This window comes from Pasteurella testudinis DSM 23072 (genome assembly GCF_900176075.1).
GTDB lineage: Bacteria > Pseudomonadota > Gammaproteobacteria > Enterobacterales > Pasteurellaceae > Chelonobacter > Chelonobacter testudinis.
Window position 1 is genome coordinate 175,799 of record NZ_FWWV01000001.1, and the last position, 13,587, is coordinate 189,385.

The following is a 13,587-nucleotide window of genomic DNA, read 5'->3' on the forward strand; positions in this document are numbered from 1 at the left end:
ATTGACAGTGGGATTATGACAAATTTCGAGAAATTATCATGTTTCAATTTATCTTAAAACGCATTCTGATGGTGATTCCGACCTTTATCGGCATCACCTTGCTGACTTTTGCGTTAATCCACTTTATTCCGGGCGATCCGATTGAGATCCGCATGGGCGAACGTGGTTTAAGTCCGGAAATGCACGCCCAAATGTTGAAACAAATGGGGCTGGACTTGCCGCTTTATCAACAGTATTTCAATTATCTTACCGATTTGGCGAAAGGCGATCTGGGGATCTCTTTTAAAAACAGCCAACCGGTTGTCGAAGAATTTTTAAACCTGTTTCCGGCGACCATCGAATTAACCACGATGGCGATTTTGTTCGCCGTGATTTTAGGAATTCCGATTGGGATTCTGGCGGCGGTGAAGCGCGGTTCGTTTTTTGATCACAGCGTAATGGCGGTGTCGTTGACCGGCTATTCGATGCCGATTTTCTGGTGGGGCTTGCTGCTGATGTTGGTGATGTCGGTGCAACTGGATCTTACCCCTGTTTCGGGGCGGATCGGCGCACAATTCTGGATTGATGATATTACCGGTTTCATGCTGATTGACAGTTGGCTCTCCGATGAGCCCGGCGCATTTAAATCGGCGGTGTCGCATTTGATTTTGCCGTCGATTGTGTTGGGGACGATTCCGTTGGCGGTGATTTCGCGTATGACCCGCTCTTCCATGCTGGAAGTGTTGGGCGAAGATTATATCCGTACCGCCCGCGCCAAAGGCTTGTCGAAAATGCGGGTGATTGTGGTGCATGCGTTGCGTAACGCCTTGATTCCGGTGGTGACGGTGGTCGGCTTGATTGTCGGGCAGATGTTGTCCGGTGCGATTTTAACCGAAACCATTTTTGCTTGGCCGGGCATCGGCAAATGGGTGATCGAAGCGATTCGTGCGCGCGATTATCCTGTGGTGCAAGGGGCGGTGTTGATTATCGCCACCATTATTATTTTGGTGAATCTGTTTGTTGATCTGCTTTACGGGATTTTGAATCCTCGTATTCGTCATCGTAAATAGTGCTGCAACACGACTGAATAGAGGAAATTATGTCAGATACTGTGCAAATTCAAGCGACTGCACCCGCACCAAAAGGGCCGATTGCCGAATTTTGGTCGCATTTCAGCCACAGCAAAGGGGCTGTAGTCGGATTAAGTTATATTATTTTTATTTTTGCCGTCAGCCTGCTGGCGGATGTGGTCGCGCCGTATGATCCGATTGCGCAGGCGCGTGATGCGTTATTGATGCCGCCGGCATGGTTGGAAGGCGGCAGTTGGAACTATATTCTCGGCACTGACGATGTGGGGCGTGATATTTTGTCACGTTTGATTTACGGCGCACGTTTGTCGCTGTTTATCGGTTTGTTGGTGGTGAGCCTGTCTTTTATTTTCGGCGTGGTTTTAGGTCTGATTGCCGGTTACTTCGGCGGCTGGATTGATATTTTTATCATGCGGATTATCGACATTATGCTGGCGTTGCCGAGCTTGCTGTTGGCAATTGCGATTGTGGCGATTTTAGGACCATCACTGTTGAACGCGTCGTTTGCGATTGCGTTGGTGTCGCTGCCGAGCTATGTCCGTCTAACCCGTGCTTCGGTGCTGAACGAATTAAACCGTGATTACGTCACCGCCTCCCGTGTGGCCGGTGCCGGACCGATTCGCTTAATGTTAATCACCATTTTGCCCAACTGTTTGGCACCGTTAATCGTGCAAACCACGTTGGGTTTTTCCAATGCGATTTTGGACATGGCGGCGTTGGGTTTCTTGGGGATCGGCGCACAGCCGCCGACGCCGGAATGGGGAGCAATGCTCGCCGAAGCCCTACAGTTCGTGCAGCGAGCTTGGTGGGTGGTGACTTTTCCGGGATTGGCGATTTTATTGACCGTGCTGGCATTTAATTTAATGGGTGACGGTTTGCGTGATGCCCTTGATCCTAAGTTGAAACAGTAAGGAACACGCAATGACACTAGATAAAACCTTAGATGCCGAGTTGCAGCAATCCTTACTGCAAGTCAATCAGCTTTCCGTCCATTTCGGCGATGAAAAAACGCCGTTTAAAGCGGTGGATCGGGTCAGCTACCAAATCAAACAGGGCGAAGTGCTGGGGATAGTCGGCGAGTCCGGCTCCGGCAAATCGGTCAGTTCGCTGGCGATTATGGGGCTGATTGATTTTCCGGGACGGGTGCATGCCGACAGCCTGAATTTTGACGGTCATGATCTGCTGGCGATTTCGGAAGATAAAAAGCAAGAATTGGTCGGTTCGGAAGTGGCGATGATCTTCCAAGATCCGATGACCAGTTTGAATCCGGCTTATACCGTCGGTTTTCAAATTATGGAAGCGTTAAAAGTGCACGAGGGTGGCAGTCGACAGAGCCGCCGCCAGCGCACCATCGAATTGTTGACGCAAGTGGGGATTCCGGATCCGGAGTCGCGGCTGTCGGTTTATCCGCACCAATTGTCGGGCGGCATGAGCCAGCGGGTGATGATTGCGATGGCGATTGCCTGCCGCCCGAAACTGCTGATTGCCGATGAACCGACAACCGCACTTGATGTGACTATTCAATCACAAATCATTGATTTACTGCTGGAATTACAGAAAAAGCAGAATATGGCGCTAATCTTGATCACCCATGATCTGGCGCTGGTAGCGGAAGCCGCCGAGCGGATTTTGGTGATGTATGCCGGACAAGTGGTCGAAGAAGGCAAGGCGGCGGATATTTTTTCAACGCCGAAACACCCTTATACCCAAGCGTTATTGCGTTCGCTGCCGGAGTTTGCGGTCGGCAAATCCCGTCTGCACTCGTTGTCGGGTGTTGTGCCGGGCAAATATGACCGCCCGACAGGCTGCCTGCTCAATCCGCGTTGCCCTTATGCAACCGATGAATGTCGTGCGGTTGAACCGCAGTTGTACCAATTAGCCGATCGTCAGGTGAAATGCCATACGCCGTTAAATGCCCAAGGAGAGCCGGTTCATGTCTGATAAGCAAAAAGTAGCTGCCGCTGCAGAAAATGTGCTGTTGCAAGGCATCGATCTCAAAAAATATTATCCGGTGAAAAAAGGACTGTTTTCCAAGACCCGTGAAGTGAAAGCGCTGGACGGCGTTTCCTTTGATTTGCGGCGTGGTCAAACGCTGGCGGTAGTCGGCGAATCGGGCTGTGGCAAATCGACCCTTGCCCGCTTACTGACGATGATCGAACAGCCGACTGACGGCGAGCTGTATTACAACGGACAAAACTTTCTGGTGAATGACAGCGCAACGCAAAAACTGCGTCGGCAGAAAATTCAGATTGTGTTTCAAAATCCGTATGCCTCGTTAAATCCGCGCAAAAAAGTCGGCACGATTTTGGAAGAGCCGCTGCTGATTAATACCGATTTAACGGCGGCGGAACGCAAAGAAAAAGTGCTGAAAATCATGGAGCAGGTCGGCTTGCGCGCTGAGTTTTACGATCGTTATCCGCATATGTTTTCCGGCGGACAACGCCAGCGGATTGCGATTGCGCGCGGTTTGGTGCTGAATCCGGATATTGTGGTCGCCGACGAACCGGTGTCGGCGCTCGACGTATCGGTGCGGGCGCAGGTGCTGAATTTGATGATGGATCTGCAAAATGAGTTGGGCTTGTCCTATATCTTCATTTCGCATGATCTGTCGGTGGTGGAGCATATCGCTGATGAAGTGATTGTGATGTATTTGGGGCGCTGTGTCGAGCAGGGTACGACCGAGCAGATTTTCAGTAATCCGCGCCACCCTTACACCCAAGCCTTGCTGTCGGCGACCCCGCGCTTGTCGCCGGAAAAACGCCGTGAGCGGATTAAACTGAGCGGCGAATTGCCAAGCCCGCTCAATCCGCCGCAAGGCTGTGCTTTCAGCGGACGTTGCCGTTTGGCAGAGCCACGCTGTTTTGAGTCAAAACCGGCATTGCGCCAATATCCGGACGGCAGCAAAATAGCCTGCTTTGTGGTGGAATAATCCGTCACTGAAAGCTGCTCGTCAGCAAACACATTAATCTGACCGCACTTTTCTTTTTTCAGCCGAACGGCTGTTAGGAAAGTGCGGTTTTTTAGTTTTAAAATAAAAATGTGGCGCATTTTTTGAAAATAATTTAATAAAAATAATATTTATATAAATTTTATTGTTGTATTGTGTCATAAATATTGAAAATGATCTAAATGCAGCTGTATGATTATCGGCAATTTATAAACAGAAAAATACGTTTTAAAACGGAGTAATAATTATGTGTGGATTTGTATTCGCCTCCGAACAGCAGATGTCGCAGGCAGATTTTAAGCGCGGTTATGATCAAATTTTTCACCGTGGCCCGGATAACCAAAGTTTAACCCGTGAGGACAGCGGTTTGTGGGGATTTCACCGTTTGTCGATCATGGATCTCTCCAACAACGGCAACCAACCGTTTAAATATAACGGTTTTGAGCTGATCTGCAACGGTGAAGTGTATAACTTTGCAGCCTTGAGGGAATTGCTCAAAGATCAATTTGAATTTCAGTCTGATAGCGACTGCGAAGTGCTGATTCCGCTGTACGAACGTGTCGGTTTTGAAACAATGGTTAAAATGTTGGACGCTGAATTTGCGTTGGTGCTGTTTGATCAAACAACCGATCAGGTGATGGCGGCGCGCGATCCGATTGGCATTCGTCCGATGTTTTACGGCTATGAGAAACACAGCGGCAGCATTGCTTTTGCCTCTGAAGCCAAAGCGTTGGTTGAATTTTGCCGTGAGGTGCAGCCTTTCCCACCGGGATACTATTATAAAGACGGTAAATTCACCCAATACAATGATATTGCCGATCCGCAAAGGATTTATGACCACGATATTCCGACTATTGCCAAAAATCTGCGTGAAAAATTGGAAAGTGCGGTGATCAAACGACTGCATGCTGATGCTCCGTTGGGCTTTTTGTTAAGCGGTGGCTTGGATTCTTCGTTAGTGTGTGCAATTGCGCAAAAGAACTTGAATAAGCCGATTAAAACCTTTGCCGTCGGCATGGAAACCGATCCGATCGATTTGAAATATGCCAAAGAAGTGGCGGATTTTTTAGGTACGGATCATACCGAAGTGATTATGACTAAAGACGATGTGCTGGATTCGTTGGAAAAAGTGATTTGGCACTTGGAAACCTGGGATATTACTACCGTTCGCGCCAGTATCGGCATGTATTTGGTGTGCAAATATATCCGCGAAAACACCAATCTGAAAGTGCTGCTGACCGGTGAAGTGAGCGATGAAATTTTCGGTTACAAATATACCGATTTCGCACCGACGGCGGAAGCGTTCCAACAAGAAGCGCAAAAACGGATTCGCGAACTGTATATGTACGACGTGCTGCGTGCCGATCGCTGTTTGGCGGCGAACTCGCTTGAAGCCCGCGTACCGTTCGGCGATTTGGATTTTGTCGATTATGCCATGAGTATCAACCCGGAAAAGAAAATGAATGTGTACGGCAAAGGCAAATATTTGCTGCGCCACGCATTCGAAGGGTTGGATTATCTGCCTGACAGCATTTTAATGCGTGAAAAAGCGGCTTTCAGCGATGCGGTAGGTCATTCGATGGTCGATTATCTGAAAGCTTACGCCGAAGAAAAATACAGCGACGACGATGTGGCGGCAGCAAAAAGCAAATATCCGCACGGCACGCCGTTCACCAAAGAATCGTTGTTATACCGTGATATTTTTGAAAAATTTTACCCCGGCAACGCCGGCTGGATCAACGACTTCTGGATGCCGAACAAAGAGTGGGAAGGTTGCAACGTCAACGACCCAAGCGCCCGTGTATTGGGTAACTATGGGGATAGCGGGAAGTAGTTTTTTATTCTCAGGCATTAACAGCAACCGCACTTTACTCTCCGTTTTAGGGAAGGGGAGTAAAGTGCGGTTTTGTTTTATAGAATAAGAGAATATTCAGATTGTTCATTATATGATATTATTTTGTCACTAGATCAGCTAAGGAAAAATAAAAATGAATAAAGATCCGATTCAAATGGTATGGGTTGGCGATTCGATAAGCCGTTTAGAATATCTGTGTATGCGGTCATTTATTGCTAATGGGCATCCTGTTCATTTATATACCTACAGTCAGATTGATCGATTACCTAAAGATGTTTTATCCTTTGATGCTAATGAGATTATTCCTAAAGAGCAGATTTTTTTATATAAAGGTTCTTATGCGCTTTTTGCGGATTTTTTTCGTTGGACATTATTAGCTTTAAAGGGGGGATATTATTGTGATACGGATATGCTGTGTATTCGCCCTTTTGAATTTGAGGAAGATTCTGTTATTGGTAAACAATCACATGATATGATTAATAGTGCTTTTTTAAAATTTCCACCTCAGCATCCTATAGTATTAGAAATGCTAGATTGCGCTTTAAATCCTAATAAGATTAAACCCTATGATACAAGGCGAATAAAGCGTAAAAAAATCTTGAAAAAATTATTTAATAATACTAAGCAAATTGGTTGGGGAGAAACTTCCGGCCCGCCAGCATTAACTCGTGCGGTTAATTATATGGGACAGCAAGCAAATTGTAGTTTAAAAGATTTTACCTATTTTTATCCTGTAGATTGTGGAAATTTTAATTCACTATTTGATGAAACCTTAACAGGTGAAAAATTATATAAGAATACCTATGTCGTACATTTATGGAATGAAATGCTACGTCGAGGAAATATCGATAAAAATAAACCATTTAATCCTGATTCATTTGTCGGGCAATATTTTTCTTTATATTGTCCGGAGTATGATTCTTTATAGAGGATGATTATGTATGGTATTTTTAAACGAAATTTTAAAAAATAAGATATTTGAATATGCCATGTTCTTATCTGTATTGGGATATGCACTATTTAAAATAGCAAACCGCAGTGTTGGCGATGTTTTTTTAACCTTATTATTCTTGGGTACTCTTTTTAGTTTTATCATAAACTGGAGAATTTTAATCAAAAATAAGATTCTTTGGTTGTTTGCATTAGCTTTAATCACTCAAATCGTATCATGGCTGCACGGGTTGTACTTTACCCCCTATACTCCGATTTATTCTCCATTCAAGCCATTAGCCAATTTATTTTATTTTTTTATATTGGCTTACTGGATAAGAGGAAATCCGTATTATATATTTTCAACGCTGAGTGCATATTGTTTAGGGGTTATTTTAGCTTGCTTCTTACATTCTAGCGCCCCGATAGATGAGTTTCTCTTGGGATTAAGTGGGCAAAGAGTAGATTTTGGTATTACGGATGCTAATCATACGGCAGCATTAGCCGGTGCTGCGGTGTTAGCTGCTGGTTTTATGCTCTATACGTTTTTTAAACAAGTGAAAAATTATTTAGCACCAGGGTATCGATATAGCTATCTTCTTTTTTTGATCATTATATTAATAATTAATCTGCTATTAGTCTATATGACGCTTTCTCGTGCGGCATGGTTAGCATTGTTTATCGTATTGCTGATGACAATGGTTTTTCTATTGGCTAACAATATTTCTTTTAATAAAAAGTCTTTTTTAAAAATTTTGATTATTTTAGTCGGTTTCATATCGGTAACCTATAGTGTAATAAGATTACCGCAAATTCATTCTCGGGTATTTGAAGAACGCGAAGTGATAGTCAGTATTTTAGACAAAACACCTGGCGAGATTGCCGGTTCTAGTATTGGGAATCGTATTAAGTTTTGGTATTCGGCCATTGACTGGGTTAAAAAATATCCTTTATTAGGATTAGGAGATAGAGACGCCAGAGAGTTTATTATTCAAGAATCCCCCTATTTATCACAAGAGATAAAAGATGAATTCAAACATTTACATAATGGTCATATCGAGATTTTGGTATCGTATGGTTTATTAGGATTAGGTGTGGTTTGGGGAATTTTTATTATAATCTTAACAGAAGCTTTTACACTGAAGTCTAAATATAAGAGCTATGCTGTTTATGCTATGGTAATTTTTATATTGTATTATTTTACTATCAATGTATTTGAGTCGTTCTTTATGTTTAAGTCAGGTGAATTGATTCAAACGGTTATTTTAGGTTGTCTATACAGTATGTGCTTAAAACAAAAATTAAGCCATTAGACCTACTTTCCATTATAGTCTATATTTTAGATTATGCAGAAAACGCTGAATATTATCTTTTGTAGAATAATATTCCCGTCTTATCTTAGCTAAAGGTGCTAGTGAAGCGCGTTTTCTACCTTCTTGTGTAATGATTGATTCTAACCCCGCATCGGAAATACAAGGAGGGACTAATCCGATATTTTCGATTTTATTTTCATAGAATCTAGCCATTTGGTCATCAACCGGATAAATCACTTCTGCAAAATAATCAATAAGCCGTTGTGCGGTTTGAGGGGTGATTAAATACCCGGTTGTACAGATGTATTCGCGGAAATATTTTGCGATAATAAAATTCTGAGTTTTAGCTATATTGGCATATTTATCCGAGCGAGGATTTTTATGTAACCATAGGAACTGATATTTCTCAGCCAATTGTTCCGCTTCTCGCATAAAATCAGCGAAATTATCCAGCAAATTAGCATCATCTTCTAATACAATGATGGGTTTATTGTCTGTTAAGCATTGTTGCCAAAGTTGATAGTGACTGGCAAAACAACCTAATTCAGAGAGCGATAAATTACGCCCTTTGCGTAAAAAATGTTTTTCAGCATTATATTTTTTAAATAATGGATGATCCGGATTTTTTGTGCCGTGTACTGCAGGAAAATAGGCTACATCTAATTTTAATTCAGGAAACCGCTCAGCTAATTTTTTAAATTGTTGATCCATATGTTTCCGTCTATCTACAGATGTTTCTAAATTCACAATATAAATTTTGGGGTACATATTTTTTCCTGAAAACAAATCGGTATCTTATTTTTTCAATACCCCCTTCGCAAGCAAAGGGGGAGAATAGATGATAAAAAATGGGAAAATATAAAAATTAAATATCCAAATTCGCCTGCAATGCGTTGCTTTCGATAAAGTCTCGGCGCGGTTCGACTTCGTCGCCCATCAGGGTGGTGAACAGTTGGTCGGCGGCGACGGCGTCTTTAATCGTCACTTGCAGCATATGACGGGCGTTCGGATCCATCGTGGTTTCCCAAAGTTGGTCGGGATTCATTTCGCCCAGTCCTTTATAGCGCTGGATCCCCAAACCGCGGCGGGATTCTCTGACCAGCCATTCGACTGTTTCTTCAAACGAACTGACGGTGGCTTGGCGTTCGCCGCGCACCACATAAGCGCCCGGTTCGATCAGATTGCGCAGTTGTTCGCCCAATTTGACCAGACGCTGATATTCCGAGCCTTCGGCAAACTGGAAGTCCAGACGGTAGTCGGTGTCGATGCCGTGAGTGCGTACGGTCAGCACCACTTCGTGCAGATGACGTTCTTGATTGTATTCGCTGCGAATCGAATAGTGATTGCCGCCGATATCTTTGTTTTTCAGTTTTGCCAGCAGTTGCTGTGCCCAGTTTTCCAATTCGGCTTGGTTTTTCATCAGTTCTGCACTCAAGGTCGGCGCATAGATCAACTCTTGCAAAAGTGCGGTCGGGTAGTGACGGCTCAAACGGGTGATCATTTTATTCACGTTGTTATATTCGCCAATTAATTTTTCCAACGGCAAGCCGCTCATCACTGGTGCGGTGTCGGAAATATGCAGACCGGCACCGTCCAACGCAATCGCCAATTCATACTGGGTCATGGCTTCGTCGTCTTTAATATATTGTTCTTGCTTGCCTTTTTTCACTTTATACAGTGGCGGCTGCGCAATATAAACATAGCCTTTTTCGATCAATTCCGGCATTTGACGATAGAAGAATGTCAGCAGCAGGGTACGGATATGCGCGCCGTCCACATCGGCATCGGTCATGATGATGATTTTGTGGTAACGCAATTTTTCCGGATTATATTCATCGCGCCCGATACCGCAGCCAAGTGCAGTGATCAGGGTGGCAACCTCTTGTGAGGATAGCATTTTGTCGAAACGGGCTTTTTCCACGTTCAGTATTTTGCCTTTTAACGGCAAAATTGCCTGATTTTTACGGTTGCGCCCCTGTTTTGCCGAACCGCCGGCGGAATCCCCTTCCACGATATACAGTTCAGAAAGTGCCGGATCGCGCTCTTGGCAATCTGCCAATTTACCCGGCAAACCGCCCAGATCCAATGCGCCTTTGCGACGGGTCATCTCGCGGGCTTTGCGCGCGGCTTCACGGGCACGGGCGGCGTCGATAATTTTGCCGACGATAATTTTGGCGTCAGTCGGGTTTTCCAACAGATATTCTTGCAGGCGTTCGCCCATTGCCGATTCCACTGCGCCTTTGACTTCGGAGGAAACCAGTTTGTCTTTGGTTTGCGAGGAGAATTTCGGATCAGGCACTTTCACCGAAATAATCGCTACCAAGCCTTCGCGTGCATCGTCGCCGGAGGTATTGATTTTCGATTTTTTGTTGTAGCCCTCGTTTTCCATATAGTTGTTCAGGGTACGGGTTAAAGCGCCGCGAAAACCGGCTAAGTGCGTACCGCCGTCACGTTGCGGAATATTGTTGGTGAAGCAGTAAAGATTCTCTTGGAAACCGTCGTTCCACTGCATTGCCACTTCCACCCCGATATCGTCTTTTTCGGTGGATAAATAGAAGGCTTGCGGGTGAATCGGGTTTTTATTTTTGTTTAAATGTTCGACGAAGGCACGGATTCCGCCTTCGTATTTGAAGTGATCCTGCTTGTCGGTGCGTTTGTCGATTAATTTAATCGAAACGCCGGAATTCAAAAACGACAGTTCGCGCAGGCGTTTTGCCAAGACTTCATACTGATATTCGATATTGGTGAAAATGGTCGGGCTCGGCCAGAAACGCACCGCCGTACCGGTCTGTTCGGTTTCGCCGATCACGCTTAACGGCGCTTGCGGCACGCCCAAATGGTAGGTTTGTTCGTGCACTTTGCCTTCGCGGCGGATGGTCAGCAATAATTTATCGGAAAGCGCATTCACTACCGACACGCCCACGCCGTGCAAGCCGCCGGAGACTTTATAGGAGTTGTCGTCGAATTTACCGCCAGCGTGCAACACGGTCATAATCACTTCCGCCGCCGAAACGCCCTCTTCTTCATGGATTCCGACCGGAATCCCGCGCCCGTCGTCTTGCACCGAAACGGAATTATCGGTATGAATTGTCACGATAATGTCTTGGCAATGTCCGGCGAGGGCTTCGTCGATGGAGTTATCCACTACTTCAAATACCATGTGGTGCAAGCCGCTGCCGTCGTCGGTGTCACCGATATACATTCCAGGGCGTTTTCTCACCGCATCAAGCCCTTTCAGGACTTTGATACTGGACGAATCATAGCTATTTGTGGTGGTGTTATTTGGCATATCTGACGACATAATTTCTCTCAGTTTTTATTCAAAAAATTTAAATAATTATAACAGATTTTGGCTGTATTTTGTCTTTTTTCTTTTATTCATTCGTTATCTCTTTTTCGCTTTGTGGCGACCATACTTTTCTTTGCTTGTGCAAAGAAAAGTAGGCAAAAGAAAGCACACCCTGATGAACTGCTGATCTTCGCTTAGTGTGAATTTGCTTAACGGAAAATTTTTAATGCGCCCGCTTCGCGGGCAGACTCGCTGCGCTCAAACAAAAAAATTTCCCTACAAATGTCACACACGCTCAGGCAGTTCATAAGGGAACCCGAAAAACACAACGCAAAGCACGAGGTTTTATACCGCACTTTATACGTTGAACTTCGTGATGAGCGAAAGTGCGGTGCGCTTGGTTTTAAATTTCCCCATCTGTAGTGCCTGAACGTTTGCGTGAAGATTTCAAGGTCAATTTGTCGTGTTCGAAGCCTGCGCAGCAGGCAAGTTTACAAATTGACCGTAGAAATTTCACACATGCTCAGGCAGTTCATAAGGGAACCCGAAAAACACAACGCAAAGTACGAGGTTTTATACCGCACTTTATACGTTGAACTTCGTGATGAGCGAAAGTGCGGTGCGGTTGGTTTTAAATTGCCCCATCTGTAGTTCCTGAACATTTGCGTGAAGATTTCAAGGTCAATTTGTTGTGTTCGAAGCCTGCGCAGCAGGCAAGTTTACAAATTGACCGTAGAAATTAGCAAAGGTGAAGATCAGCACTACAATTGGGGTCGCCTTTCTTTTGCTTATCTTTTCTTTGGCGAAGCACAAAAGCGATAGCTTTTGAGCGTTGCCTATGGCAACGAACCGTAGGGTGAACAAAATCATTTATGATTTTGTGAATCAAAAAAGAAAGTCGCCACAAGGCGAAAAATAATAGCGATAAAAAAATCAGTCGTCATCGGCGAAACCCGATAGTTAACTTTTAGATGAGCAAGAAAAAACCAAAGTACGGTCGCCGCAAGGCGAAAAACAATAGCGATAAAAAAAATCAGTCGTCATCGGCGAAATCCGATAGTTAACTTTTAGATGAGCAAGAAAAAACCAAAGTGCGGTCAGCCCAACTGTACTAATTCCCCACGTTGCAGCTCAAACAATGATCCCTTTGTCACAGGCATTTGTTTTAACTGATCTTGGGTGATGGCGGTGACAAACACTTGCGAGCCGCTGTTTTGCAGGCGTTCGGCAAGGAGTCCGCGTTTGGTTTGATCCAATTCGGAGGCAAAATCATCAAGTAAAAACAGACAATTCCGCTGCTTTGTGGCAGTTAAATGCTCGCCTTGTGCCAAACGCAGCGCGCACATCAATAGTTTGAGCTGTCCGCGCGAGAGTACGTCATCAACCGGCAAGCCGTTGGCTTTAAAACGGAAATCGGCTTTTTGCGGGCCGGAAACCGTATAGCCGATATTTTTATCGCGTTCGAAATGTTGCGCCAGCAGCGCTGCATATTCAGTCTCTTTATCCCAACCTTGATGAAAGCTGACCTGAATCTCCAGCTCCGGCAGAAACAAGCGGCAGGTTTGTTCGATATTCGGACGCAGGGTTTCGACATATTCTCGGCGCCAATCGCTGACTTGGTGCGCCAACAGCGACAGTTCGCCGTCCCAGATTTTGAGCGGTGCATAGTGCGAGCTTTGCTGCAAGGCGGCGTTGCGCTGTTTCAACAAGCGGCGCAATCTTGTCCAAACGCTGTAAAATTCGCTTTGATGATGGAACAGCCCCCAATCCAAAAATGCGCGGCGAAAAGCCGGTCCGCCGTTGAGCAGGGTTAAGCCCTCCGGCGAAATAATCTGCATCGGCAATAGCTGTGCCAGATCGGCGATTTTATTGCCGTCCTCGCCGTTGATTTTGACCAGTGTGTCGCCTTGGCGGGTTTTCTGCAAGCCCAACGCCCATTCGTGTTGTTGCTCGTTTATCCGCGCGTGCAAGGTAAAGTGCGGTTGATCGTAATGGATTATGCGTTGGCTGACCGCACTTTTAAACGAACGGCCATGCCCCAGATAATAGATCGCTTCCAGCAGGCTGGTTTTGCCGCTGCCGTTATTGCCGACAACAAAGTTAAAGCCGTGATTCGGTTCAAAATCAACGGCTTGTAAATTGCGAAACGCATTAATAATCAGTCTGGATAATGCCACTGCGACACC

At 45.2% G+C, this 13,587-nt stretch carries 10 protein-coding genes; 7 read left to right on the forward strand and 3 right to left on the reverse strand.

From position 1 onward, the window contains the following. Positions 1 to 38 precede the first annotated feature (38 nt). From B8880_RS00765 to B8880_RS00795, 7 genes are all read left to right on the forward strand, one after another. Positions 39 to 1,049, forward strand: coding sequence for an ABC transporter permease subunit (locus tag B8880_RS00765; RefSeq protein WP_084255346.1), 1,011 nt, complete (start codon positions 39 to 41; stop codon positions 1,047 to 1,049). Positions 1,050 to 1,078: 29 nt separating this feature from the next. Then, positions 1,079 to 1,978 carry a dipeptide ABC transporter permease DppC gene (gene dppC / locus B8880_RS00770; RefSeq protein ID WP_084255348.1) on the forward strand — a complete coding sequence of 300 codons (900 nt, stop codon included), beginning with the start codon at positions 1,079 to 1,081 and terminating at the stop codon, positions 1,976 to 1,978. Between the two features lie 10 nt (positions 1,979 to 1,988). Further along, positions 1,989 to 3,008 carry a dipeptide ABC transporter ATP-binding protein gene (gene dppD, locus B8880_RS00775; RefSeq protein WP_084255350.1) on the forward strand — a complete coding sequence of 340 codons (1,020 nt, stop codon included), beginning with the start codon at positions 1,989 to 1,991 and terminating at the stop codon, positions 3,006 to 3,008. After that, the gene (locus B8880_RS00780; protein ID WP_084255352.1) at positions 3,001 to 3,996 is read left to right on the forward strand and encodes a peptide ABC transporter ATP-binding protein; all 996 of its coding nucleotides are present in this window, start codon (positions 3,001 to 3,003) and stop codon (positions 3,994 to 3,996) included. The genes dppD and B8880_RS00780 overlap by 8 nt, the downstream gene beginning before the upstream one ends. Positions 3,997 to 4,261: 265 nt before the next feature. Beyond that, on the forward strand, positions 4,262 to 5,848 hold the full coding sequence (asnB, locus tag B8880_RS00785) for an asparagine synthase B (RefSeq protein ID WP_084255354.1): 1,587 nt from the start codon (positions 4,262 to 4,264) through the stop codon (positions 5,846 to 5,848). Between the two features lie 154 nt (positions 5,849 to 6,002). Next, positions 6,003 to 6,797 carry a glycosyltransferase gene (locus B8880_RS00790; protein ID WP_084255356.1) on the forward strand — a complete coding sequence of 265 codons (795 nt, stop codon included), beginning with the start codon at positions 6,003 to 6,005 and terminating at the stop codon, positions 6,795 to 6,797. A gap of 13 nt (positions 6,798 to 6,810) precedes the next feature. Then, complete coding sequence (locus B8880_RS00795) at positions 6,811 to 8,112, forward strand: O-antigen ligase family protein (RefSeq protein ID WP_084255358.1); 1,302 nt, start codon at positions 6,811 to 6,813, stop codon at positions 8,110 to 8,112. 12 nt (positions 8,113 to 8,124) lie between these two features. On the opposite strand, the gene B8880_RS00800 is transcribed toward B8880_RS00795, so the two are convergent. From B8880_RS00800 to recF, 3 genes are all read right to left on the reverse strand, one after another. After that, positions 8,125 to 8,880: a glycosyltransferase family 25 protein gene (locus tag B8880_RS00800; RefSeq protein ID WP_084255359.1), complete on the reverse strand. Its 756-nt coding sequence runs from the start codon at positions 8,878 to 8,880 to the stop codon at positions 8,125 to 8,127. A gap of 97 nt (positions 8,881 to 8,977) precedes the next feature. Beyond that, complete coding sequence (gyrB, locus tag B8880_RS00805; protein WP_084255361.1) at positions 8,978 to 11,401, reverse strand: DNA topoisomerase (ATP-hydrolyzing) subunit B; 2,424 nt, start codon at positions 11,399 to 11,401, stop codon at positions 8,978 to 8,980. A gap of 1,097 nt (positions 11,402 to 12,498) precedes the next feature. After that, the gene (gene recF, locus B8880_RS00810; protein WP_084255363.1) at positions 12,499 to 13,578 is read right to left on the reverse strand and encodes a DNA replication/repair protein RecF; all 1,080 of its coding nucleotides are present in this window, start codon (positions 13,576 to 13,578) and stop codon (positions 12,499 to 12,501) included. Positions 13,579 to 13,587: the final 9 nt, after the last annotated feature.

What these genes read in the sequence shown, in the direction of transcription:
- B8880_RS00765 (WP_084255346.1), top strand. Translation starts at nt 39, where the DNA reads ATGTTTCAATTTATCTTAAAACGCATTCTGATGGTGATTCCGACCTTT.
- dppC (WP_084255348.1), top strand. Translation starts at nt 1,079, where the DNA reads ATGTCAGATACTGTGCAAATTCAAGCGACTGCACCCGCACCAAAAGGG.
- dppD (WP_084255350.1), top strand. Translation starts at nt 1,989, where the DNA reads ATGACACTAGATAAAACCTTAGATGCCGAGTTGCAGCAATCCTTACTG.
- B8880_RS00780 (WP_084255352.1), top strand. Translation starts at nt 3,001, where the DNA reads ATGTCTGATAAGCAAAAAGTAGCTGCCGCTGCAGAAAATGTGCTGTTG.
- asnB (WP_084255354.1), top strand. Translation starts at nt 4,262, where the DNA reads ATGTGTGGATTTGTATTCGCCTCCGAACAGCAGATGTCGCAGGCAGAT.
- B8880_RS00790 (WP_084255356.1), top strand. Translation starts at nt 6,003, where the DNA reads ATGAATAAAGATCCGATTCAAATGGTATGGGTTGGCGATTCGATAAGC.
- B8880_RS00795 (WP_084255358.1), top strand. Translation starts at nt 6,811, where the DNA reads ATGGTATTTTTAAACGAAATTTTAAAAAATAAGATATTTGAATATGCC.
- B8880_RS00800 (WP_084255359.1), bottom strand. Translation starts at nt 8,880, where the DNA reads ATGTACCCCAAAATTTATATTGTGAATTTAGAAACATCTGTAGATAGA.
- gyrB (WP_084255361.1), bottom strand. Translation starts at nt 11,401, where the DNA reads ATGCCAAATAACACCACCACAAATAGCTATGATTCGTCCAGTATCAAA.